Genomic DNA, 24,723 nt, shown 5'->3' on the forward strand with positions numbered 1-24,723 from the left:
CTGATCCCAACGCACAAACCCACAAGAGGTTTGGCGGAGCTTCTCCCCACACTTTGATCTTGAAATCCACGCTTTAAAAAAGGAGATCCCCATGGCTACACAGCAACAGCTGTTGGCTCAAGCAGCCAAGAACAACGACAACACTGTCCGCGTCGACGCCGGTGGAATGCAAGTGGCACAGGTGCTCTATGACTTTGTCACTGAGTCCGTTCTTCCTCGCGTGGGCGTAGAGGCAGAGGGTTTTTGGCAGGGCTTCGGCGATCTAGTTCGCGAGCTGACCCCGCGTAACCGCGAATTGCTGCAGCGTCGTGATGAACTGCAACAAAAAATTGATGACTACCACCGTGCACACCCAGGTGACATCGATCAAGAGGCCTATGAGGCATTCCTCAAGGAAATCGGATACTTGGTTGAGCAGCCAGCGCAGGCAGAAATCCGCACCCAAAACATTGATACTGAAATCGCCAGCACCGCCGGCCCACAGCTGGTTGTGCCAATTCTCAACGCTCGTTTTGCCCTCAATGCCGCCAATGCACGCTGGGGTTCCCTCTACGATGCGCTCTATGGCACCAACGCAATTCCCGATACCGAAGGTGCAGAAAGGGGAGAAGGCTACAACCCTATCCGCGGTCAGAAGGTTATTGAATGGGGCCGTGACTTCCTGGATAAGGTTGTTCCACTCGATGGCGCCTCCCACTCCGATGTTGAAAAGTACAACATCACTGATGGCAAACTGGCAGCTCATATTGGTGAAAGCACCTACCGTCTAAAGAACCGCGATTCTTACCGTGGCTTCAATGGCAACTTCCTGGATCCCCACACCATCTTGTTGGAGACCAACGGCCTGCACATCGAGCTGCACATTGATCCAACTCACCCTATTGGTCAGTCCGATAAGACCGGCCTCAAGGATATTGTGTTGGAATCCGCCATCACCACCATCATGGACTTCGAGGATTCTGTCGCAGCAGTTGATGCCGATGATAAGACCTTGGGCTATGAAAACTGGTTTGGCCTCAACACCGGTGAGCTGCACGAGGATATTACCAAGAATGGCAAGACGTTCACCCGCAAGCTCAACGATGACCGTGTTTATATCGGACGCAATGGCACCGAGCTAGTACTGCATGGCCGCTCTTTGCTCTTTGTCCGCAATGTTGGACACTTGATGACTTCCCCTGCCATTTTGGTTGATGGCGAGGAAATCTACGAGGGCATCATGGACGCAGTACTTACCACTGTCTGCGCAATTCCAGGAATCGCACCGCAGAACAAGAAGCGCAACTCCCGCAAGGGCTCCATCTACATTGTGAAGCCAAAGCAGCATGGCCCAGAAGAAGTTGCCTTCACCAATGAACTCTTCGGCCGTGTTGAAGATCTGCTTGACCTGCCACGCCACACTCTCAAGGTTGGTGTTATGGATGAGGAGCGTCGTACCTCCGTCAACCTCGATGCCTGCATTATGGAGGTTGCCGATCGTCTAGCATTCATCAACACCGGATTCCTTGACCGTACCGGCGATGAAATCCACACCTCCATGGAAGCCGGCGCAATGGTTCGCAAGGCAGATATGCAGAGCGCACCGTGGAAGCAGGCCTATGAGGACAATAACGTTGATGCTGGTATTCAGCGTGGACTTCCGGGCAAGGCCCAAATTGGTAAGGGTATGTGGGCAATGACCGAGCAGATGGCCGAGATGCTGGAGAAGAAGATCGGTCAGCCACGCGAGGGTGCTAATACCGCTTGGGTTCCTTCACCAACTGGTGCGACCTTGCACGCCACCCACTACCACCTTGTTGATGTATTCAAGGTGCAGGAAAAGCTGCGCTCAGCTGGTCGACGCGATAGCCTGCGCAAGATCCTCACCATTCCGCTCGCACCAAACACCGAGTGGAGTGCTGAAGAAAAGCGCGAAGAGCTGGACAATAACTGCCAGTCCATTTTGGGTTATGTGGTTCGTTGGGTCGAGCACGGAGTTGGATGTTCCAAGGTTCCAGATATTCACAATATTGACCTCATGGAAGACCGTGCGACGCTGCGTATTTCCTCGCAGATCCTCGCAAACTGGCTCCGCCACGGCATCGTTTCTGAAAATGATGTGACGGAAGCCCTCCAAAGGATGGCGGTTGTCGTCGACAAGCAAAACGCTGGGGACCCGCTCTACCGCAACATGGCGCCCAACTTTGATGACTCCGTGGCTTTCCAAGCGGCGCACGACCTAATCTTCGAGGGGACAAAGTCCCCGGCCGGATACACCGAGCCGATCCTGCACGCACGCCGCCGCCAGTTCAAAGCCCAAGCCTAGTTAGCGCGCACCGTCATCTCGAGGGTGACCGATTCCTGGGGAGCCACCTTCACTCCCTGCTGATCGGCACCAAGCAGCGCTGGTTCCACGCAGACAAAATCTTGCCATTCACCAGCGCCTAGATCTTTAAGCTCCGCCGCACGTGCTTCGCCTGGATTCCACACCACCGTGGAATCATGGCCTTGTGCGGTGATCGTAATGGTGCGCTTAGCATCGGAAATAATTGCCGTTGGCGTACCCAAAGCAATGCGATCAAATTCTCCATCGAAGGTAATCGCGCCTACCTGGGTGGATGTGGTGTCAGTGAGGCGATCGAGAACCTCCACGCCGTCAAAGCCCTCTACCTGCGCGTCACCGATATTGGACACCTTGAAATACGGGTGGAAAGCAAGTTGAACAGTTTCGACGGCGTCGGTGGTATTTGTCAGGCGCAAAGAAATGCTAAAACCATCGTCAAGTTCTTGGGCGTGCACGTCGAGCGCGAGACCTTCGCGGGAAATACTGGCGTGCAGGCTCTCGGTTTCTGCTTCGGCTTGGGTAACTTCCCAGATGGAGCGTCGGGCCCAGCCGTGGGAAGGTTCAATTCCTAGCAGGGTGCCAAAATACGGCGCGATAATCGGGACACCGCCGCGAATTGCCTTGCCTTCTCCTTCTTCGGTGGCGGAGCTGAGGAAAAGAAGTTCACCGCTGGGGGAGTTGGCGGAGGTGAGATGGCCGCCAGCTGCGGAGATTTTTAGGTTGCTGGTTGAGAAATAGGTATTCATAGTTGTTGATTCTAAGCTGAGTACCCCTGAAAATGTCGGGGATAACATATATGCATAGAATATGAGCGTTCGCACATCAGTGAACTATTTTCTGTGCCCACCCAAAGCACGGCTTATCTCCCTATATTTCTTGATTTTTTGGAGTTGCCCCGTGTCCTCAACAATTGAAAGTGCACCAGAAGAGCAGCAAGAAGGCCGATCTGCAGCCATTATTGTTTATGCCTTTCCGACCTTTATTTTGCTTGGTGCAATTATTGCTTTCCTTTTTCCAGCCCCATTTGTGCCGCTGACCAGCTATATCAACCTCTTTCTCACCATCATCATGTTCACCATGGGTCTGACACTCACAGTGCCAGATTTTCAAATGGTCCTTAAGAGGCCGCTTCCAGTAATTATTGGCGTAATCGCCCAGTTTGTGATCATGCCTTTATTGGCTGTATTTGTGGCGAAAGCCTTGAATCTTAATCCTGCACTGGCAGTGGGATTGTTAATGCTGGGTTCTGTTCCAGGTGGTACCTCATCAAATGTTATTGCCTTTTTAGCGCGTGGAGATGTGGCGCTGTCTGTCACCATGACCTCGGTTTCCACCATTGTTTCGCCTATTATGACTCCATTTTTGATGCTCATGCTGGCGGGAACTGAAACTGCAGTTGATGGCTGGGGAATGGCCTGGAGTCTGGTTCAGACAGTGCTCCTTCCGGTGATCATTGGCCTTTTTCTGCGAGTTTTCCTCAATAAGTGGATTGATAAAATTCTGCCGGTACTACCTTATCTATCCATTCTTGGCATCGGAGGAGTTGTTTTTGGCGCGGTTGCTGCCAACGCCGAACGCTTGCTAAATGTTGGATTGATCGTTTTTCTAGCGGTGATCTTGCACAATGTTTTGGGCTATGTGTTGGGCTATCTCACCGGTCGTCTATTTAAATTCCCAGAGGCCGTTAATCGCACCATGGCTATTGAAATTGGTACCCAATCTGCAGGTCTCTCTTCAGGAATGGCCGGTCGCTTCTTCTCTCCAGAGGCAGCGCTTCCCGGTGCAGTGGCAGCAGTGGTTCACAATATTACTGGTGCTGTTTATGTGGCTTTGATGCGAAATCGTTCGCTTGAAAAGGCGTCCGCAGGGGAGAAAGCGACTATCGCTAACTAATCCGATTTCCAGGGTCGAACATAGTGCTATGAGTTTTACCCTTTAGGGCGTATTGTTGGAGGCTCAGAATCGATTCTAGAGCCTCGACTTTTTCGCCCTTTTGGGGATTCTATTCACAAAGTGTGCCAGATTCTGCAAAAACTACTATGGGAATGTGTGTTCTGTAGGTTCTGGCACAATATAGCACCCTTTTTCGTGCCAGAATCTACAAGGTAGAACATGTGCAGTAACTTTTTGTAGGTTCTGGCACAGTTTTGGTGTCGGTGGACGTGTATTCGGGCTGGGGGAGGTCTATGATAGTCAGCAATGATGAATGCACATGAATTTGATGCTCAGGTTGAGTACCTCAACCAAGTTTTTGAAGTGTCAGAGGAGAGAATTCTTTCCACTGACATTCTTTTGCACATTACTTCCTCCTAAAAGTGGGGAAGTGGTGACTAAGATGGCTGCATGAGATTGTTCGCAGCCATCACTCCGCCGGTTGAGGTTACCGAGCATCTAGCTACTGCCCTGCGCCCCTATAAGGATGATTTGCGCTGGTCAGATCCCGATAACTGGCATATCACCCTGGCCTTTTATGGGGAATTGCCCGATGGAGCAGTCGATGACCTGGTGGAACACCTGAGTCAGGTAGCCCGCCTCAATGAAGAATTCACCATCAGGATCAAAGGCGCTGGTTCCTTTAATCGCAAAAATCTGTGGATGGGTGTAGGCGGGGAAACTAAGAAGTTGCGCCAGCTCATGGCCGATTCCTCGCTGGATCCGGAGGAACGCAAACGCCAAAGGGCTCATCTAACGGTGGCGCGGCCCACGCAGCGCCAAAGAAGCAATGGTTGGGATCCAGTTATTCCGGATTTGGTCCGTGCTTTGTCTGTTTATGATGGTCCGGATTGGCCTGTGGAAGATATTGAACTTATTTCCTCCGAGCCGGGCAAGGGTAGAAGTGGTGGGCCACTGTACACCACCATTGCTACCCTGAGCTTGTCCTCAGCGCTGGTCTAGACACCTAAAGCTCAAGCCGTGGTACTGCCTCTAGCAGCACTTTTGTATAGTCGGCCTGCGGGTTTTCATAGACTAAGTCCACGCGGCCACGCTCGATAATTTCGCCCTGGTTCATCACTATGACGCTGGTGCAAATATGGCGCACCACTGCGAGGTCATGGGATACAAATACCAAGGTGATGCCATATTCCTCGATCAAGGAGGAAAGCAAATCAAGGACCTGTTTGCGCACGGAAACATCAAGGGCGGAAACGGGTTCATCGGCAAGCAAAATGGCGGGCTTGGGGGCAAGGGCGCGCGCAATGGAAATGCGTTGGCGCTGGCCACCGGAAAATTCATGGGGATATTTATCCAGGGCGTCGCTGCCTAGCCCAACTTGGCTAAGGACCTCGGCTACTCGTGCATCCTTTTCAGCAGCAGGCCAGCCGATGAGGGTCTCGCCAACAATGGAGCGGATTTTCATGCGCGGATCCAGGCTGGACTGTGGATCTTGGAAGACCATTTGGGTTCGGCCCTCCACAGAAATAGTGCCTGAGCTGGGTTTATCTAGACCGGCGAGGAGTTTAAGCAGAGTGGTTTTACCAGAGCCGGAGCCGCCCACAATGCCCAGCCTTTCGCCCTTGCGCACGGACAAGGAGACGCAATCAAGCGCAGTGTTCTTCCGGTACATCCGAGATACGGAAGAAACCGACACCACCGGCTTGCCGTAATTTTCCACAACCTCGGGAGTGTCCAGCACGGAGGCTTCCAAAAGGCGCTGGGTATAGGGGTGGGCGGGCTGCTCCAATACCGATGCAATAGGTCCGGATTCGACAATTTCGCCGGATTTCATCACCAGGACTCTTTCGCAGGTCTGCGCAACCAGGCCAAGGTCATGGGTAATAAAAAGCAAGGCGGTGCCACGTTCCGCACTGAGTTTGAGCAGCAGCTGCACAATTTGTTTTTGTACGGTCACATCCAAAGCGGTGGTCGGCTCATCACAAATAAGCAGTTCTGGATCATTAGCCATGGCCATCGCAATGAGAGCTCTTTGACGCTGACCTCCGGAGAGCTCATGGGGATAGGCGCGCGCAACCCGCTCGGGCAGGGCGACGTCGAGAAGCATCTTTTTCATGCGCTCCTGCGCAAGCTTTTTGGACACGCCATGCACCTGCATGATCTCTGCGATTTGGCGGCCGACGCGCATGAGCGGGTTGAGGGCGGTCATCGGTTCTTGGAAGATCATGGCGATGCGCTTGCCGCGGTGGGTCCATGAGGGTTCGCCGTCGAGGGTGGTAGTGCCGGTGTGGGGGAGGTCGGCAAGGCCCATGATGGTGAGCGCGGTGAGCGATTTTCCGGAGCCGGATTCGCCGATGAGGCCGAGGCGCTCGCCGGGGGCGATGTCGAAGGAGATATTTTTGACCAAATCCGGCCCGATGGTGAGGTTTTTAACTTTAAGCACGTCCGACCTCCCGTTGTGGATCGATGGCGTCGCGCAGACCATCGCCAAAAAGATTAAAGCCCAGCACCGTCAGCGCAATCGCCAGTCCGGGCCAGATTGCCAGCATCGGGGTCACGCCGAGGGAAGCCTGCGCACTTTGCAGCATGCGGCCCCAGCTCGGATCGGGCGGGGTAGTGCCCAGCCCCAGAAAACTCAGCGCCGCCTCCGCCAGAATCGCCAGCGCAAACGCCACCGAGGCCTGCACGATGAGCATGCTCATAATATTGGGCAGCACATGCCTTAAGGCTATGACCAGGGCCTTTACCCCAGCGCTTTTCGACGCCGCAATGTAGTCACGGCTCATTATTTGCAGGGTGCCTGCGCGTGCCACGCGCGCAAAGCTGGGAATGCCTGCAATGCCAATTGCTAACATTGCAGACCAGGTGGAAGCACCAAAGACTGCGCCGGAGACAATCGCCAGCAGCAGCGCTGGGAAGGCAAGCAAAAGGTCAGCTCCGCGCATAATCAGGGCCTCCCACCAGCCACCGCGCATACCAGCGATAATTCCTAGAGGTGTGCCCAGCAGCCCGGAGACAGCAACTGCCACCACACCGACCATTAAGGTAATGCGGGAACCGGCCATGATCTGGGAAAACACATCGCGACCATAACGATCAGTGCCCATAAGATGCTGCCAGGAACTGCCCTCAAGGCGCTGCTCGGGGAAGGCTTGGACAGGATCATAGGGAGTCCACACCAGGGAAATGAGTGCCAGGAGCACCACAATTGCCACAATGCTGCCACCGATTTTGCCTGCCAGAGGCATTTTAGAAAGAGTCATCTTTAAGGCCTCCTTAGTTCTTGGCCCGGAGGCTAATGCGGGGATCAAGGATTTGGTAGAGCAGATCCACTGCCAGGTTGACCAACAGGGTAAATGCCACCAAGAGCATGACAATGGACTGCACGGTAATGAGGTCTCGGTTGGACACCGATTCCAAAAGCATGGAGCCAATGCCGGGGATAACAAAGACCTTTTCAATAACCACGGCACCAATAAGCAGGGTGGTTAGCTGCAAGCCAGTGACGGTTAGAACCGGCAGCGCAGCATTGCGCAGGCCATGCACCCGCAGCGCTCTGGTTTGTGACATTCCTTTGGAACGGGCGGTGCGCATATAGTTTTCGCTCAAAACATCAACTACTGCTGAACGCACATAACGGGTGAGAATAGCGCCCTGAACTGCAGAAAGTGATAACACCGGCAGGATGAGGCGGGAGAGAAAACCGCCAAAATCTTCATTGGGTGGCACCCAGCCATTGGCCGGAACCCAGCCCAAACCCAGGGAGAAAAAGGAAATGAGCACAATGCCTGCCAAAAAACTGGGGATGGCAATGCCGATTTGGCTTAATCCAGAAATCAGTGCGCCTCCGCGTCTAGCTGCAATAACACCCACTGGAACAGCGATGATCAAGCTGAGCACCATGGAAGAACCCACCAAGATGAGGCTCACAGCAAGGCGGTCCAAAATAATCGGTGAGGTATCTTGGCCAGAACTTAAAGAGGTACCAAAGTTGCCCGCGAGCATTCCCGAAACCCAGCTGAAATATTGGGTGATCAAGGGCTGATCGGTGCCCAATTGGGCTTGGAGTGCAGCCAAACTTTCTGGGGTGGCGGTAACGCCTAGTGCGATGGCGGCTGGATCGCCAGGTACTACGCGCATCAGCAAAAAGATGAGCACACTGGCGACGACCATGGTGAGCAGATAACGCAGTGCGGTCAGCCCGAAGGTTTTGAGGCCGGAAGCCGAGCTGGAGCCACGGCCAGCACCGGAGCTGAGAGAAGTCATTGCGCCCTTCCAATCGTGGACAGCGTCAGCGCACCGGAGACCACATTGGGATCAACTCCGGTGATGTCCTTATCCATCACCACAATATTTGCCACGTTGAGCAGGGTATCTGCGCCAGCTTGATCCATAATCCGGTCAACCGCAGCTTTCATAACACCCACCTCGTCCGCAGAAGTGTCGGCCTGTGCCAGCAGTTCCTGGGTTTGGGGATCATCAAATCCCAGGTAGTAACCAGGCGCAAAAAGGGTGGGCACATCGCGCGGTTCCACATGCGCAATAAGCGACATGTCATAATCCTTTTGCTTTAACACTTGTGAAAGCCATACCGCCGGAAATTCCGTGGACTCAATATGCGGTTCAAATCCCACATCCTTGAGCTGGGAATAGAGGATCTCGGACACAGCTTGGGCATAGGGGAGTGAAGGAATAGACAGGGTAATTTCCGCTTCGGTAGCTCCGGCCTCCGCCAAAAGCTCGCGCGCCTTCTCCGGATCATAAGGATACTGGGATGATTTTTCATACCAAGGGTCGGTCGGCGGGACGGGAACCCCGCCGGTATCGGTGCCATAACCCTCCAGGGCTGTATTAATAACAGCCTCGCGGTCGATTGCATACATCACTGCTTGACGCACCCGCACATCATTAAAAGGCGCACGTTGATTATTCATGGATAGCAATAATTCACCATTGGTGGTGCCCACTTCCACGGGATAATCATCCAAAATTGATAGCTGTTCGGGCGCTTGCATGGCCCAAATAATATCCACATCGCCACTTTGCAACGCATTGGTGGTGGCCGTGGCATCACCAAAATAACGGATGGTCGCGGCATCATTTGCCGGCCGCTCGCCCCAATAATCGGCGCGCGCGCTAAAACCCAAAGACTGGCCGACCGCCCAGTGGGTCACCGTGTACGGGCCGGTACCAATAGGCACAGTGGCAAGCTTGTCGACGCCGGACTGTGTCATCATCGCTCCAATAGCAGTGCCCATACTCCACAACCATTTATTAGAGGGCTTGGATAATGTCACCTTCAAAGTGTGCTCATCAAGCACTTCAGTGGAGGCCACCACATCCATGCCGGATTTCAGTCCATTAGTCCAGTCGGTTTTTACGCGATCAATGGAAAACTTGGCAGATTCCGCATTAAATGGGGAAGAATCAGAAAAGCTCACACCTTCGCGCAGGTGGAAGGTGTATTCCGTGCGGTCAGCAGAAATATCCCAGGAGGTGGCAAGCAGCGGTTGAATCTCGCCTGCGGAATCAATGCGAACGAGGCCCTCATAGATATTGGACATGAGGGCTTGGGGAATGGCAGCACCTGCAGTGTTGGTGAAGTCGAGGGATGCAGGTGCTGAAGTTGTGGCCACCACAATGGCTGATTGATCAACGGCCGGGGGCTGTTGATAGGAGGTTGATCCTGCTGAACATGCACTTAAGAAGATGCTCGAAAGTGCCAACGCAGACAGGATGCGTCTCGCTTGCTTCATGAGAACTGAGGTTAGTCGTTGAAACTAAAGGACACTAAATGTGAGGCCGCCTTGGGGGAGCCCAGCAGCTGCACCGGAACTGCAGCGTGGCACAATAACGAGCATGCAACAGGTGCTAATGGGCTTTACGGTGGTCTTCATCGTTATCGGTGTGGGTGTGGTGCTGGGACGTCGTGGAACCTTGGGCAAAGATGCTCAAAGAAGCCTCGGCCTTTTTGTTTATTATGTGGCCACCCCAGCCCTGCTTTTTGATCGTGTCACCAAGGCGGAGGTCTCACAGATCTTCTCATTAAACCTGGTCGTTATTGCACTTTCAGCACTGTTGGTTGGTTTTGCCTTCTTTATAGTCATGAAGTTTTTCCTCAAAAGGAGTGCTGCTGTATCCATTGTCGGCATGCTGGCAGCCTCATATGCCAATGCCGGAAATCTGGGCATTCCGCTGGCTGCCTATATTTTGGATGATTTCACCGTGGTGGTGCCCGTCATCCTTTTCCAGGTGGCTTTTTATGCGCCGGTAACTACGACCATGCTGGATCTTTTGACCAACAAGAAGTCCACCAATTTGGTGCGCAACCTTGTGGTTACACCGCTGACCAACACCATGGTGTTGGCGGCAATTGCTGGTATTGCGATCTCGCTGAGCCCACTTAATGTGCCAGGATTTATTGAACAGCCCATCGCCATGTTGGCCAATGCCTCAGTGCCACTGGCCTTGGTAGTTTTTGGATTGTCGCTTTCGCACAGCAGGATTTTGCAAAAGGGGCAGGTGGCGCGTCGCGATGTGTTCATGGCAGTAGGGTTTAAGAATTTCATTCACCCCCTTGTCGCAGCAGGTCTGGCGTGGTCTTTAGGAATGGAAGGTTCGGCCTTGTTGGCTGCCACCATTTTGGGAGCCCTGCCCACCGCCCAAAATGTTTATACCTATGCCTTGAGGTTTAGGACTGCGGAGGTGATGGCGCGCGATACCGGGGTAGTGTCCACGCTGATTTCTTTCCCAGTTTTGGTGGCTATCTCATTGATCCTGGGCGGGGCAGGTTAGCATTAGGTCTCATGAGTGCAGTTAAAGTTCGAACCGGCATCCCCGCGCTGGTGACTTCCAAAGCGATGATGATCTGTGTCGTGTTCGTGCTGATCTGCCTGCCTTTTTTGATTTACTTTATGGTTGCGTGGAATGACGCCACCGGAACCTGGCGCACTCTTTATGCAATTGCTGCCGCCGCGCCGGGCTGCGGCGTTTTAGCCGCACTGCTTTCGATGTGTGCTGTGTGGTTGCGACGTCGAAAAGCGGTGTTGGTGGTTGATGATTTTATTAACATCGTGCATACCGGGGTGCATTTTCCGGTATCAGAGCTGGCGCGCGTGCAATTGTGGTCCGATATTCGGGGGTCCTATGCGGCGTTTTTGCCGGCGCATATTGGTGAGCGCGTGGAGCGCGATGGCGTGGCGTCCATCAAGCCATATGTGGTGGCTTTTCCAGAAGGCGCGGATCCTCAACCTTTTGAGGTGGTTGAGTTTTTGTTGGAGGATCACCCTGCGCTTGAGGTTGACCGTTTAGGGCGGCTCACCTAGCGCCGCTTATCGACGAAACCCCAGTGCCCACCCTTATTAGGGAGGGCACTGGGGGTCTGTTTCCATAAAACTTAAATCCAAGCTTCAGCGAGGATCTCCATATTGCGAGCGGTGGCCTCGGTATCTGGGGACTGCAAAGAGATCATGAGCTCATCTGCCTGCGCAGTCTTGGTGAAGCCCTCGAGGTACTCCTTCACCTCTGCGCCGGTACCAATGGCGGTGTAGCGCAACATGTCCACAATCTGACGGCCAGCAGGGGACTCCATCAAAGCATCCAACTGCTCTTCGGTGATGCGACGTCCGCGGGCTGCCATCGCACGCACACGCTTGCGGGCGACCTGCGCGAAGTGTTCCTCAGCAAGCTCGCGGGAATCAGCAGCGGTGACGTTTACGGCGGCAATTACATAAGGCTCAGGGTGAGCTTCAGAAGGCTGGTAAGTCTTGCGGTAAGTCTCCACGGCGTGCTCCAAATGCATGGGCGCAAAGTGGGAAGCAAAGGAATAAGGCAGTCCAAGCTGTGCGGCCAGCTGGGCGCCGAAGAGAGAGGAGCCCAAGATGTAGAGCGGAACGTTGGTGCCCTTGCCTGGGATGGCATTAACACCTGGCAAACGGGAACGGCCAGTGAGGTAGGAATGCAGCTCCACCACATCCTGCGGGAAGGTCTCCGCCGCCTGTGGATCACGGCGCAACGCACGCAGGGTGTTCATATCAGTACCGGGAGCACGGCCTAGTCCCAGATCAATACGATCAGGATAAAGCTCAGCTAAGGTACCAAACTGCTCCGCAATCACATAAGGGGAGTGGTTGGGCAGCATTACGCCACCAGCACCCAGACGAATGGTCTTGGTGTGCGCACCGATATGAGAAATCAACACGGCAGGAGCAGCAGACGAGATGTGCTCCATATTGTGGTGTTCTGCATACCAGATGCGCTTGAAGCCCAGCTCTTCAGCTTTTTGAGCCATTTTAACGGAGCGCTTGAAGCTATCACCAGGCCTTTCACCTTCGAAAATGGTGGCAAAATCAATCAGTGAAAGTGGGATAGACATCTAAATTCTCCTTAGGAAGCGACTACAGCAGCTTTCTTTTCAACCCGTGGGCTTAGCTTTTTGTTCCCATCAATAACCATTCCGATTACGGAAGCAACCAGAACTGGAACAACCCAGCCCAGAGACATGCTGTGCAATGGCGCCCACTCTACATAAGGGGTCAGCGCTGGAACCGTCATAAACAGCGCCCAAATAACTGATACCCAAATGCCCAGCAGGAAAGTCCAATTAAAGCGGAAGAGCACTGGCTCGATCAGGGTGAGGAACACCAAGGTGATGGCGGCTGGGTAAATAAAGCCGATCACTGGCGCAGCAATTGCCAGCACAGTTTCTAGACCCAGGGTTGCGACACCAAAAGAAATCAGTGCAAAAACCACAGCCCAGATGTGATAACTAATTCCAGGCAGCAGGGAATTAAAGAACTCAGACGTTGCACCGATTAGTCCAACTGCAGTGGTCATACACGCGAGAATAAGGATGGCAACAAAAATGATTCGGCCAGGCGTGCCCATGGTTGCGTGAGCTGCGGAATTAAGAATCCCGGAGCCATTGGCAAAATCGCCTTCAATAACCTGGCCAATTTGGCCCAGACCAAGGTAGACCGCTGCCAGCAAAGCACCGGCTATAAACGCAGAAATCACAGTCGCGGTACGAACCTTCTTTACCTTCTGGTACTTAAAGGCAGAAATCACCACAATGCCAAAGGCCAGCGCAGCGATGGTATCCATTGTCATGTAGCCCTCAAGCAGTCCTACACCAGCAGGCTGGGTGGCATAAGCCTCAGTAGGTTCACCCGGAGTACCATGCAGCGTCAACATCGACAAGGTCACCAAAACCACAATGAGCAGGAGCAACATCGGGGTAAGCCACTTGCCGAGCTTATCGGCTAGACCATTGGGATTCCATGACAATGCAAGCGCGACGGCAAAGAAAATGAAGTTAAAAATACCTGAATAAAGCGCATTATCGACGCCGACCGCCGTGGCATAACTCACCGCTCCCGTTCGGGGTAAAGCGTAGAAGGCACCAATGGAGAGATAAGCAGCAATAGGGAACAATAACCCAAAGATTTTGCCACCGCGGCCAGCCATGTCCTTAACATTTTCTCCCGAGACCACCACAGCAATGATTCCTAAAACAGGGAAAAGAACTCCAGTGGCCAAGAAGCCCAGGATCGCAGGCAAATAGTTAGTGCCTGCCGATTGGCCGAGCATAGGTGGGAAGATGAGATTTCCAGCTCCGAAGAACATGGAAAACAACATCAAAGAAGTGATAAGGACAGCTTTTTTCATTTATAGGACGCTGGCGATTCGGCGCAGCCCCTCCTCAAGGGTTTCTCGGGAACATGCAAAATTAAGGCGGGCGCAGGATTTGAAACCTCCAAACGCTGCGCCATCATTCAGCATGACCTTACCTTGCTCCCTTAAAATTTTAGAAGGCGATGCAGCGATCTTGGTGTCCGAGAAATCTAGCCACATCAAGTAGGTGGCTGCAGGAGCAAAAACTTTAACTCCCAACTTCTCTAATTCAGCAGCTGCAAAGTCACGGTTCGAGTGGAGAATCTCCAGCTCTTCGTCCAAAAATTCCTCGCCCTTGTTGTACACAGTTTCCGCAGCGATGAGACCCAAAATGGAAACACCGTCACGAGTGATATCGGACAATCTCTTCCATGCCTGGACATCTTCATCATTGGTGAAGAAGATCTGTGCACATTTAAGGCCAGCGGTATTCCAAGCTTTGGAAGTTGCGGTGATCGTGATGCACACCTTGGCTGCATTCTCAGATACACCAGCAGCAACGACATGCTCACCATCTAGAACCAGGGGAGCGTGGATTTCATCAACGATGACGCGCGCGTCGTACTTCGCTGCCAGGTCGGTGAGCTGAAGGATGAAGCCTTCAGAAAAGACAGTGCCAACCGGGTTGTGAGGATTACAGAACAAGATGGAGCCTGCACCATCAGCAAAGGCTTGTTCGATTTCCTTGAGATCGTACTTATGAGCATCAATGTAGATTGCTTGACGGCCAGTAACCTTAGGCAACTCAATAAAAGGAGGGTAGGCAGGAAGCGGAACAATGATTGCAGAGCCCGGCTTGGTGAAGTGCTCGATGGCAAGCTTTAGACCACGAACAACATCAGGGATCGCAAAGATATTTTCTGGCTTTGGGCCAAAACCATAGCGGCGCTCATAGAATCTTGCGAGTGCATCATTGAGGCCCGTGTGATCTGGTGGGTAACCGAAAACTTCGCGTTCAACTGCGTCTGCAAGTGCTTCTTTTAGCGGAGGACAGGTTCCAAAATCACTTTCAGCGACCCACAGGGGGAGGACATCGGGCGAATATCGAGTCCATTTCAAAGTTTGGCGGTTTTTAAGTTCTTGGAGTTCTGGAAAGCGCATACCATCTAGGCTAGTAAACTTTTAGAGAACCTATGATTACGAAGGAGCCCGACGTGAAGTTGAGGACGATTCCCGCGCTACTTGCAGTTGCTCTTCTTGCAGGCTGTTCCAGCGAAAATGGCGATACTGAAGCAGGCGTTACACCTACTGAATCTATCGAAGTAACCACCTCTTCAACTCCCGTATTTCAGGCAGAAGAAGTTGAGCCTGTTACCGCTCCCACCGGTGAAGAAGTTATGGAAGATCCAGGTCTCCACCTAGAAGTGATCTTTCAGGGCACCGGTTATGGAACAAACGGCGGCTCCATTATTTATGTAGCAATTAAAAACCTTAACGACGCACCTCTTCCGGTAGATGCTCTTGCTGCGCCGACTTTGCAGCTTGAGGATTCCAATGGCAACAAGACAGATATTGAACCGCTTACAGGCGATGACAATATTCCTTTAGATCTCCCACTAGGCGCCGGTGCAACCACCAACCTGCAGTACGCCTTTAATACGTCGAATAGCTCTTTATGGTCAGCAGAATTCAAGATCGGAAATGTCATTTATAGTGGCAATTTGAACAATCTTGGATAATTTTTAAAACTCAGGGAACCTCCCCGGATCTTTCGCAGTCTAACCCTAGTGAGTGCCTTTCCAAGGCATTCATTTCGACTACAAAGATTCGGGGTTTTCTATGCGGCGGGCCTGGTTGGTTCTTTGCATGACGGCGTGTGTCCTTTCCGGTTGTGCCACGGGGGAAAGCGTTTCGACGACTGTCACAGTCACCGAAAGCCAGAGTACAACTGAAATATCGACGACGTTTCAAACCGAAGAAGGAATCTTCGCCAGCCAATTTGATCCCTGCGAGGTGTTCAGCGATGAGGATTTCACGAATCTGGGTCTGGGAAAACAAATTGCAACGTCTGCAGACATGAATTTTGGGTCTTTGGGATGCAGCTTTGCCTCCAATGACTTTGAAAAATTCAAAGGAGTGTTCTTGGTCGCTACGGATCAAATTGATCGGGAACGAGTTCAAGAAGAAGGCCTTGATCCCGTCGATTGGGATGGATCCCGAGTTCCTGAACTTTATATTCACAAAATGCCATCTCAAGCCAGACAATGTGAAGCCGCGGTTGATTATGACTGGGGCAGATTTGTAGTCGATTACTACGAAGTAGGTTCCGGTTGGGAACCGAATGTCCTATGTGCGGAAGCAGTGAGGATATTGGAAGAACTAATCTTGGGAGCGAAGGATTCTTCATGAACCTGAAGATCAATTTATTAAGCGTAAATAGCGCCATCGATAAACTCATTGAACAACAACACGAGGCTATTTCAGCTTCGCAGTTATCATCGCGGGGAGGTTTGCTGAGTTTATTTTCGACTGTTTCTGGTCTCGATCAATTGGGATCAAACCATTCCGCAGTTTTTACTTCGGGAGTGGGGTCTTCTCAATCAGTTCTCGCATCCTACGCAGAACAAATCGAATGGCTGCGGGCTGCACTTAAAGCATCAGTTGAGGCGTTGTCCGGGCAGGATGAACTTTTTGCCAGGGGGATGGACATTGCTGATACCGGTGGTCGAGTAGCGGAGGAGTCAGTGCTCTTCCCGCAACGGCCTGCACCACGCTTTGAATCATTTGTTTTTAGTCCGCCGGTGGTGCGGCCAGCAACATCGATCAACTCTTTGAGTAGCCAATTTTCCGGAACCAACTCGGGGGCGGTTCTGGAGGCGCAGGGTTCATGGAACTCCATGGCGTCGGCTATTAGTGATGTTTCTGCTGCGCTCACCAGCATTGCTCGGCAATTGCATGAGGAAAACTCGGGCGAGACCTTTGAACAAGCAGCCAAGAATATTGCAGAGGTTGCCAATGCGGGGGCTACTTTTGCAGCCAATGCTCGTGTGATGGCATCGTCGGTAGGCACACTCAACCGCATCTACACCGGCCATCGAATGCAGGTGATGATGGCTGCATTATCAATCAACATGATCCCGGAACCAATCGAAAGGGCTGCAGCGGAAAGAGCATTCCTGGCTTCTTTCCATGGCACTTTTCAAGCAGATGTGATGTCGGGAATTCCGCCATTAAATAACCTCATGCAAATTACCCATGCTGATGGCACCGCTGGAGAAATCGCCTTGGGGATGGAAGAAATCTCCGGCAGTGGTCAGGCTTGGAGCGCAGCGGGGCTAACCCCAGCTGGACTGCAAAATCTGGGAAGTGCTGTGGGGGCAGCCTCTCAGGTTGGCGCGGGCAGCTTTGGCACTGTGTCAGAAAATGTCGAAGGTCTAGAGATCGGCGATGCTTCCACCATGACAGCTTCAACCGGGGGAATCGGCGCAACAGGAACACTTCCTGCAACAACCTCAGTTGGTGCAGGCTTAGGGAATGGCTCGGGCACAAGTGGTGCACCTAGCAGCATGAGTGTTATCCCTGGTGCCACCGGGCTTATGGGAAGTGGAACCGGTAAACATGCCCTCGGTTCCACCTCCCAAACAAACCGTCTAAATCCCGCTGGTTCTGGAATGAAAGCAGAACCTGGAATGACTTCCAGAACCCAAAGCGCATCAGCAATGGGTAGTGGAATGGCACCGATGATGGGCGGGGCAGGCCTTGGTGGTGGCGCAGGCACCACCGGTCAATCCCGGCTGCAGTCCAAGCCGCAAACCAGCCCGGTTGTGGGGTCTAGCGCGCATGGCAGCAATGCACTCAACGCGCCGGGAACGGGAAGCGGGAAGGCGTCGCAAAGCACAATGGGGCGTGGCATGATGCCGATGATGCCCATGGGCGCACCGGCGGGTGGGCAGAAGAATACCGGCAAGGTGAAATCGGTGACGTCCGCGGTGGAAGAGGATCGGAATATTGCGGCGTTGCTGGGTGATCGCGGGCCGGTGATTCCTGGTGTGATTGGAGACTGGGTGCGGGGTTAACAGGGGAAGTTGGCTAAGGTGGAGGGCATGACTACTGAGGTTGAACTAGTTGTACTGGCCGATTCCGAGGGCAATGCTATCGGCACTGCGCCGAAGGACACCGTGCACACCAAAGACACGCCCCTCCACTTTGCGTTTTCCACCTACATTCTCAACCCCCGTGGAGAACTGCTGATTACCCGCCGTGCGCTGGGTAAAAAGACCTGGCCAGGCGTGTGGACCAACTCCATGTGTGGCCACCCGGCTCCAGATGAGACCAACGCGGACGCTATTCGACGCCGCGGTACGCAGGAATTGAACTTGCAGGAGGACTCCTTCCTGGACATCGAGGAAATCCTTGGCGATTATCAGTACCGCGCCGTCGACGCCACCGGCATCGTGGAGTGGGAAATTTGCCCAGTCCACCTGGTCAGGCTCGCCATCGGCGAGCATGTTGAGCCGGTTGCTGCCGAGGTTGAGGAGTTCGTGTGGGTTGAGCCCCAAAAGCTTTTCGACGCCGTGGATGCTGCACCGTTTGCGTTCTCACCCTGGATGGTGGATCAGCTCAGCCATCCAGAACTGCGTCAGGCAATTTTGGAAGCTTTTGATCTCTAAGATTTAAGCCAGCGCGCGTTGTACCGCTTCGAGAGGGATATGAACCCAATCGGGGCGGTTATTTGTTTCATAGGCAACCTCATAAAGCGCCTTGTCCAAAATATAGGCGTTGAGCAGCTCTTGATCATCAATGCTGCCATAGCCTGCCAAGAACATCGCCGTTGCTTCATCCGCCCAGCTCTGATGTTCGCCACCATCAAAATGCGCTGCATAATCAAGGGAGCGGATAACTCCAGCTAAATCTCGCAGCGGAGAATCAGGCAACTTGCGTTCTTCTAGGGGACGGGCCGGTTCGCCCTCAAAATCGATGAGGATATAACGGTCATCAGTTTTGAGCATTTGGCCCAGGTGTAAATCCCCGTGAATCCTTTGAATCCGCACATCCTGCTCCAAAGAACGGTAGACCGCGGTAGCAGGTTCCCTAAAACGCTCCAGCTCAGGGGCTTGGTGGATCAAAGAATCCAGGCGGTTGATTAGGCCTTGGGCAATATCTGCAGCGGGAACCACCTTGGTAGGAAACGCTTCTGCCAAGGCCGAGTGCACATTGCGGGTGGCTTGGCCGATCAGTTCAGCATCTGCAGCAAAGGAGTCGGAAGTAGTGGAAAGCGCATGCGCCCAGCCATCTTTTCCTGGGATAAATTGCTGCGCCATTACCAGCGTATAGCGGGAATTTCCTAGAACAACCTCGGAAAAGCCCAGTACCGGGGCGATATTTGGACACTGCGGAATCTGGGAGAGCAATTCCACATCGGGGTTTCGGCCTGCCTCCAATTTGCGGAAGTACTTCACAATCACCGCGTTTTCGCCGGTGGTGATAAAAGAACTATTGGACTGCTCTCCGCTTAAAGGCCTAAAAGGTCCTTCAGGAAAAGGAGTCAGGGAGGACCATTCGCCAAGGCTTGGTCCTACTTCTGCCACATGATTGAGCAGCACATCCTTGCCATCAACATTGACAAACAGCTGGTAGAGCGCGCTATTAATGCGGACGATGGCAAGGGTGTTTTCGCCGAGCTCCTTAGAGGCCACGATTTCCACATTGTTAATGGTTTGGGATTTCGCGCCATAAAAACGCTCGTTGATAATGTGCTGACCAATACTCATGTGTTAGTCCTCCAGATCGTGTTCGGAAAGATCAAACCAGAAGAAGCCGTGCGGCGCTAAGGTGACAACCCATTCACGCTCCGCGATGGTGGGGAAGAGCTGCCCACCAGACAATTCACGCGGGGTGCGGCCAGCAAATTCACGCAGGTCCAAAGACACTGCCTGCGGATGCTTGGACATATTGTTCACGCACAAGATGGTCTGTCCACGGTGTTCCCGCAGGAAGGTCAAAACTGCCTCATTGGTGGAATTCACCTCGCGGTAGGTACCAGCACCAAAAGCAGGATATTGCTTGCGGATCATAATCTGATTGCGGATCCAGCGCAGCAGTGAATTTTCACGCTTGAGCTGGCTTTCCACATTCATTTGGGCATAGCCATATTGATCATTTTGAATAGCAGGCAGGTAAAGGCGCTCCGGATCAGCCTTGGAAAAACCACCATTGCGGTCGCTGGACCACTGCATGGGAGTGCGCACACCATCGCGGTCTGGCAGCCAGATATTATCGCCCATGCCGATCTCATCGCCGTAGTACAACACTGGTGAACCAGGTAGGGACAACAAGAGGCCGTGCAGGAGTTCCAGCTGGTTGCGGTCACCTTCCAAAAGCGGATTCAGGCGCCTACGGATACCAACATTGGCGCGCATGCGGGGTTCGCTCGCAAATTGGGAGTACATATAGGCGCGCTCATCATCAGAGACCATCTCCAGGGTGAGCTCATCGTGATTGCGCAGGAAGATACCCCATTGTGCAGTCTTTGGGATGTCAGGAGTATTGGCCAAAATCTCACTAATGGGAGTACGTGAACCCTGGCGTGCGCCCATAAAAATTCGAGGCATCAAAGGGAAGTGGAATGCCATATGGCACTCATCGCCCTTTTCCTTTTCGCCGAAGTATTCCACCACATCCTGTGGCCATTGGTTTGCCTCAGCCAGCAGAATGCGTCCCGGGTATTCAGCCTCTACAACGGCGCGGCAGCGCTTGAGAAAATCATGGGTTTCTTTGAGGTTTTCACCATTGGTGCCCTCGCGCTCAAAGAGGTAGGGCACCGCGTCCAGGCGGAAACCATCCAGGCCAAGATCTAGCCAAAAACGCAGCACATCCAGCATGGCTTCCTGAACCTCAGGATTGTCATAGTTGAGGTCGGGCTGGTGGGAGAAGAAGCGGTGCCAGTAGTACTGCTTGCGCACTGGATCATAGGTCCAGTTGGAATCCTCAGTATCAATAAAGATGATGCGGGCTTCGCTATAGAGGTTGGGATCATCACCCCACACATAAAAATCACCATAAGGGCCCTCTGGATCACGGCGTGATTCCTGGAACCAGGGGTGCTCATCGGAGGTGTGGTTCATTACGAGGTCAGTAATCACGCGCAGGCCGCGGCGGTGGGCTTGGTCCACAAGCTCCACAAAGTCAGCTACGGTGCCAAACTCGGGCAGGATCTCGCGGAAATTGCGGATATCATAACCGCCATCGCGCAGCGGGGAATCATAAAATGGTGGGATCCAAATGCAGTCCACACCCAGCCATTGGATGTAATCCAGCTTTTCGGTCAGTCCTTTAAGAGAGCCTGATCCGCTGCCCTCAGGGTCATAAAAGGCGCGGACCAGCACCTCATAAAAGACGGCCTCTTTGTACCATTCCCTTTGGCTTTTCTCCCAGGGTTGTTCACCGGGAGCAGGTGTGGGGGAGGGGTACTCCTCGGATTCATGCTCGACAATATAACCTTCGGCATCAATCACAGGGCGAACAGAAGACTCAGGAATAAGCTCTGAATTCAGCGGTGAGGTGTCAGTCATAAAAGCCACAATAGAGATATCGCAGCAGCTTCGCAGATGAGCACTAAACCTAACCCCCAAAACTGTTAAAAAGCTTCGCGCACCATCCGCAGCGGATCGCGCACCACCACCGGATTACCCTCTACTAGGGATAACGCTTGGCGGGTGGTCGGATCATACAAAGGCCAAAAAGGCTTCTTGCCACGGGCAAAATCGGCAATAATATGATGTGCCTGTGAATCTTCGCGGAAGATCCATATGAGGTCTTCGCAGTGTCGTCCGGGGAACTCAATCCACCAGCCTTTTTCGGTCTGTGCCACAAAGCGCCTAATCATGGCATCGCCAATGGCGCGTCCCACCACGCGATTATCAATGCTGCGGGCAGCAGCCAGATAAGGCCTAATATTTTTGATCCCCAAAAGCCGCATGATCAGGCCGAGACCAAAACCGCGCTGATCTAGACGCTTGCCGACGGGATGGTTATACATTTCATCGCGAGTGGCAGAAATAATGAAATCGAGCTCAGCCATTTCTGCTGGATCATAGGGGAATGGTCCAAGTGCGAGGTCATTAAAAAAGCGTCGTCTGAACCGCGCATAGCCCTTAGCCAGTTTTTCTGGATTCATCTTGGCAAGGGCCGTGCGAGTGATGGGTTTGCCAAGGCTGCGTCGCAAAGCACCTTTTCGGGCCTGAAATGGCTGGCGCGGGAAGCCAGGGGAGAGCGCAACCAGGCGTCGAAAAGCACCTTTGTAGTGGTCTAGGCGCGCAAGCCAGAGCGCAATGCCGGCGCCCGCGGACTGGCCGATGAGGGTGACATTGGTGGGATCGCCGCCAAAAAACTCAATGTTTTTTTGCACCCACTCCAGCGCCAGACCGCAGTCATCAATGCCGCGGTAGTGGTTGGGCTCATCATCATGAAAGCGGACAAAACCTTCCACACCCAGGCGGTAGTCCACCAAAACCACTACAAAACCGCGCTCGACAAAAAACTCCGGCGCGGTGCGGGGATCAAAACGGGTGCCGGCCTCATAACTGCCACCGTGGATAAAAACGATGACGGGGAAGTCAGCGCCGAAACGAGCTTCCGGGGTGGCCACCGTTAGGTGCAAACGCTCAGCCGCGGTGCGCGCGTCAATGGTTCCCGGCTCCAGCTTGCAAGCATCGGCAAAGGACTCAGCATGCGCATAGGGAATGGAGCGGAAAAGGTGGGGCTCGCCCGTGATCTGGCCTGCCGGACAGGTGACGGTGACTGAGGTGACAGACATGAAGAAAACCTTAGCAACTAGGATCGAGCCTTATGACTGCTGATCATCTACTAAAGCCAAGTAACCTGCCCTACCAACTACCAGATTTTGCCAATATTAAAACCGAGGATTTCCTGCCTGCCTTTGAAATTGCGCTGGCTGAGCACGATGCCGAGATCGCAGGCATCGCCGCCAACCCCGCGGAACCTACCTGGGAGAACACCATCGAGGCCCTCGAGCGCGCCGGGCAAGCGCTCAACCGTGTGGCAGCGGTGTTTTTTAACCTGCAGGGCACCGATTCCTCCCCGGAGTTGGACCAGATTGCGCAGGAAATTGCGCCTAAACTGTCCGCGCATTCTGATTCCATCTTCCACAACGCCGAGCTTTTTGCCCGCGTGGAAGCTGTGAGCGCCCCCGAAGATGAAGAATCTCAGCGCCTTTTAGCACATACCAAAAGAGCTTTTCGACGCCGCGGGGCAGCACTCGACGCCACCGGAAAGGCCCGGCTTTCAGACATTAACCAGCGCCTTTCGGCGCTGTCGGAAGAATTTGGCCGCAACCTCTTAAAAGACACCCGCGAGCTGGCAGTAAACTTCTCGGCTGCTGAATTAGAAGGTTTTAGCCCGGCGCGAATTTCTGCAGCTGCCGATTATGCCCAGGCCACCGGAGTAGAGGGTTATGTGGTGCCTTTGGAACTGCCCACGGTGCAGTCCGAGCAGGCTACTTTAACCTCCCAAGAATCCCGCGCCAAACTTTATCAGGCTTCCCAAAAGCGCGGCGCCGCCTCCAATAAAGAGGTGCTTTTAGAAACTGTGCGCCTGCGTGCCGAGCGTGCTGCTTTATTGGGTTATGACACCCACGCCGATTATGTGATCGAAGAAGAAACTGCCGATGACGTGGCCGCGGTGCGCGCACTGCTTTATGATCTAGCTCCCGCAGCCTCTGCCAATGCCAAGGCTGAATATAAGCTTTCTGCTGAAGAAGCCGAAGCCCATGGCCAGCAGGTGGAAGCAGCAGACTGGAGCTTCTGGGAGGCGAAAGTCCGCGAGCGTGACTTTGCCCTTGATGAAACCGAGCTGCGCAATTATTTCCCACTGAATCAGGTGCTGGAAGATGGTGTTTTTTATGCAGCTCACCGCCTTTATGGCATCACCGTTGAGGCACGCCCTGACCTGCAGGGTTATGCCGAGGGCGTGGATGTGTGGGAGGTCAAGGATGCCGATGGTTCCGGCATTGGTCTGATCTTGACTGATTACTATGGCCGACCATCCAAGCGCGGTGGTGCTTGGATGTCGAGCTTTGTGGACCAATCCGAACTGCTGGGCACTAAGCCAGTGGTGGTCAACGTGATGGGCGTAAGCAAGCCAACCACCGGCGAGGCATTGCTGAGCCTGGATGAGGTGACTACGATCTTCCACGAGTTTGGCCACGGTCTGCACGGCTTGTTGTCCAAGGTGCGTTACCCCAGCTTCTCCGGTACTTCAGTGCCTCGTGATTATGTGGAGTTCCCCTCCCAGATTAATGAGAACTGGGCCTTTGATCCCGCTGTGGTGCGCAATTATGCCCGCCATGTGGAAACCGGCGAGGTGATTCCGGATTCTTTGCTGCAGGCGATTGAGGCCGCCAAGCAATTTGGTCAGGGTTTTGCCACCGCCGAATACCTGGCAGCCTCCATTATCGACCTCGCCTGGCACAGCCTCAGCGCCTCTGAAGCAGCAGCTATTAGCGATATTGAGCAATTTGAAGCTGATGCTTTGGCAGCTGCCGGCCTTGATGTGGATAAGGTAGCGCCTCGTTATCGTTCCACCTACTTCAACCACATTTTTGCCGGTGGTTATTCTGCCGGTTATTACTCTTACCTGTGGGCAGAAGCCCTGGATGCCGATGGTTTTGACTGGTTTGCCGAGACCGGTGCAGCAGGTAAGGCTGGTTCTGATGAAGCAGCGCGGGCAGCTGGTGCTCGCTTCCGTGAGTTGGTGCTTTCCAAGGGTGCATCAACTGACTACACCAAGGCGTTTGAAACCCTGCGTGGCCGCTCCAAGGATCTGGGTCCCTTGCTGCGTCGCCGTGGTTTGGCTGGGGCTATTTAAGAGCCTGCGTG

At 53.4% G+C, this 24,723-nt stretch carries 21 protein-coding genes; 10 read left to right on the top strand and 11 right to left on the bottom strand.

Annotated features, from left to right (window positions below; all coding sequences use genetic code 11):
- Positions 1–91 precede the first annotated feature (91 nt).
- Positions 92–2,305, top strand: coding sequence for a malate synthase G (glcB, locus tag SFC07_RS00790; protein ID WP_411206326.1), 2,214 nt, complete (start codon positions 92–94; stop codon positions 2,303–2,305).
- Here glcB and SFC07_RS00795 read toward each other — a convergent pair.
- Positions 2,302–3,069, bottom strand: a complete 768-nt coding sequence (locus tag SFC07_RS00795; RefSeq protein WP_411206327.1) for a D-hexose-6-phosphate mutarotase — start codon at positions 3,067–3,069, stop codon at positions 2,302–2,304. The two genes, glcB and SFC07_RS00795, sit on opposite strands and share 4 nt — an antisense overlap.
- 151 nt (positions 3,070–3,220) lie before the next feature.
- Between SFC07_RS00795 and SFC07_RS00800 the strand changes: the two genes are divergently transcribed.
- Together SFC07_RS00800 and thpR are read left to right on the top strand one after the other, a co-directional pair.
- Positions 3,221–4,216 carry a bile acid:sodium symporter family protein gene (locus SFC07_RS00800; protein WP_411206328.1) on the top strand — a complete coding sequence of 332 codons (996 nt, stop codon included), beginning with the start codon at positions 3,221–3,223 and terminating at the stop codon, positions 4,214–4,216.
- Positions 4,217–4,666: 450 nt separating this feature from the next.
- On the top strand, positions 4,667–5,218 hold the full coding sequence (gene thpR, locus SFC07_RS00805) for an RNA 2',3'-cyclic phosphodiesterase (protein ID WP_411206329.1): 552 nt from the start codon (positions 4,667–4,669) through the stop codon (positions 5,216–5,218).
- A gap of 4 nt (positions 5,219–5,222) precedes the next feature.
- On the opposite strand, the gene SFC07_RS00810 is transcribed toward thpR, so the two are convergent.
- From SFC07_RS00810 to SFC07_RS00825, 4 genes are read right to left on the bottom strand one after another with little or no spacing between them, the layout of a single operon-like run.
- Positions 5,223–6,701 carry an ATP-binding cassette domain-containing protein gene (locus SFC07_RS00810; RefSeq protein WP_411206330.1) on the bottom strand — a complete coding sequence of 493 codons (1,479 nt, stop codon included), beginning with the start codon at positions 6,699–6,701 and terminating at the stop codon, positions 5,223–5,225.
- Positions 6,652–7,479, bottom strand: a complete 828-nt coding sequence (locus SFC07_RS00815) for an ABC transporter permease (RefSeq protein WP_411206331.1) — start codon at positions 7,477–7,479, stop codon at positions 6,652–6,654. Before SFC07_RS00815 ends, SFC07_RS00810 begins: the two co-directional genes overlap by 50 nt.
- 13 nt (positions 7,480–7,492) lie before the next feature.
- On the bottom strand, positions 7,493–8,482 hold the full coding sequence (locus SFC07_RS00820; protein ID WP_411206332.1) for an ABC transporter permease: 990 nt from the start codon (positions 8,480–8,482) through the stop codon (positions 7,493–7,495).
- Positions 8,479–9,972 (bottom strand): ABC transporter substrate-binding protein, encoded by a 1,494-nt coding sequence (locus SFC07_RS00825; RefSeq protein WP_411206333.1) that lies wholly within the window; start codon positions 9,970–9,972, stop codon positions 8,479–8,481. Before SFC07_RS00825 ends, SFC07_RS00820 begins: the two co-directional genes overlap by 4 nt.
- Before the next feature lie 103 nt (positions 9,973–10,075).
- Here SFC07_RS00825 and SFC07_RS00830 point away from each other — a divergent pair, with 103 nt between their 5' ends.
- Together SFC07_RS00830 and SFC07_RS00835 are read left to right on the top strand one after the other, a co-directional pair.
- Positions 10,076–11,011 (top strand): AEC family transporter, encoded by a 936-nt coding sequence (locus tag SFC07_RS00830; protein ID WP_411206334.1) that lies wholly within the window; start codon positions 10,076–10,078, stop codon positions 11,009–11,011.
- An 11-nt stretch (positions 11,012–11,022) separates the two neighbouring features.
- Complete coding sequence (locus tag SFC07_RS00835) at positions 11,023–11,541, top strand: hypothetical protein (RefSeq protein WP_411206335.1); 519 nt, start codon at positions 11,023–11,025, stop codon at positions 11,539–11,541.
- A 71-nt stretch (positions 11,542–11,612) separates the two neighbouring features.
- Here SFC07_RS00835 and SFC07_RS00840 read toward each other — a convergent pair whose 3' ends face one another.
- From SFC07_RS00840 to SFC07_RS00850, 3 genes are read right to left on the bottom strand one after another with little or no spacing between them, the layout of a single operon-like run.
- Positions 11,613–12,590, bottom strand: coding sequence for an LLM class flavin-dependent oxidoreductase (locus SFC07_RS00840; protein ID WP_411206336.1), 978 nt, complete (start codon positions 12,588–12,590; stop codon positions 11,613–11,615).
- 11 nt (positions 12,591–12,601) lie between these two features.
- Positions 12,602–13,882 carry a branched-chain amino acid transport system II carrier protein gene (gene brnQ, locus SFC07_RS00845; protein ID WP_411206337.1) on the bottom strand — a complete coding sequence of 427 codons (1,281 nt, stop codon included), beginning with the start codon at positions 13,880–13,882 and terminating at the stop codon, positions 12,602–12,604.
- A complete protein-coding gene (locus tag SFC07_RS00850) occupies positions 13,883–14,989 on the bottom strand; it encodes a MalY/PatB family protein (RefSeq protein WP_411206338.1) in 1,107 nt (368 codons plus the stop codon).
- Positions 14,990–15,042: 53 nt separating this feature from the next.
- On the opposite strand from SFC07_RS00850, the gene SFC07_RS00855 reads away from it, so the two are divergent.
- Genes SFC07_RS00855 through idi form a run of 4 tightly spaced genes read left to right on the top strand, consistent with a single transcriptional unit; the run spans position 15,043 to position 18,498 of the window.
- Positions 15,043–15,567 carry a hypothetical protein gene (locus SFC07_RS00855; protein WP_411206339.1) on the top strand — a complete coding sequence of 175 codons (525 nt, stop codon included), beginning with the start codon at positions 15,043–15,045 and terminating at the stop codon, positions 15,565–15,567.
- A 52-nt stretch (positions 15,568–15,619) separates the two neighbouring features.
- On the top strand, positions 15,620–16,237 hold the full coding sequence (locus SFC07_RS00860; RefSeq protein WP_411206340.1) for a DUF3558 domain-containing protein: 618 nt from the start codon (positions 15,620–15,622) through the stop codon (positions 16,235–16,237).
- Positions 16,234–17,904, top strand: coding sequence for a hypothetical protein (locus tag SFC07_RS00865; protein ID WP_411206341.1), 1,671 nt, complete (start codon positions 16,234–16,236; stop codon positions 17,902–17,904). Before SFC07_RS00860 ends, SFC07_RS00865 begins: the two co-directional genes overlap by 4 nt.
- A gap of 27 nt (positions 17,905–17,931) precedes the next feature.
- Entirely contained in the window at positions 17,932–18,498 is a 567-nt protein-coding gene (idi, locus tag SFC07_RS00870; protein WP_411206342.1) for an isopentenyl-diphosphate Delta-isomerase, read from the top strand.
- Between the two features lie 3 nt (positions 18,499–18,501).
- Here the strand turns inward: idi and SFC07_RS00875 are convergent, their stop codons facing one another.
- From SFC07_RS00875 to SFC07_RS00885, 3 genes are all read right to left on the bottom strand, one after another.
- Positions 18,502–19,599 carry a phosphotransferase gene (locus SFC07_RS00875; protein WP_411206343.1) on the bottom strand — a complete coding sequence of 366 codons (1,098 nt, stop codon included), beginning with the start codon at positions 19,597–19,599 and terminating at the stop codon, positions 18,502–18,504.
- A gap of 3 nt (positions 19,600–19,602) precedes the next feature.
- Entirely contained in the window at positions 19,603–21,399 is a 1,797-nt protein-coding gene (gene treS, locus SFC07_RS00880) for a maltose alpha-D-glucosyltransferase (protein WP_411206344.1), read from the bottom strand.
- Positions 21,400–21,464: 65 nt separating this feature from the next.
- On the bottom strand, positions 21,465–22,643 hold the full coding sequence (locus SFC07_RS00885) for an alpha/beta fold hydrolase (protein ID WP_411206345.1): 1,179 nt from the start codon (positions 22,641–22,643) through the stop codon (positions 21,465–21,467).
- 32 nt (positions 22,644–22,675) lie between these two features.
- Between SFC07_RS00885 and SFC07_RS00890 the strand changes: the two genes are divergently transcribed.
- Entirely contained in the window at positions 22,676–24,712 is a 2,037-nt protein-coding gene (locus SFC07_RS00890; protein WP_411206346.1) for a M3 family metallopeptidase, read from the top strand.
- Positions 24,713–24,723 lie beyond the last annotated feature (11 nt).

The organism is Corynebacterium callunae, assembly GCF_046592015.1.
In the GTDB taxonomy this organism is placed as follows: Bacteria; Actinomycetota; Actinomycetes; order Mycobacteriales; family Mycobacteriaceae; genus Corynebacterium; species Corynebacterium callunae_A.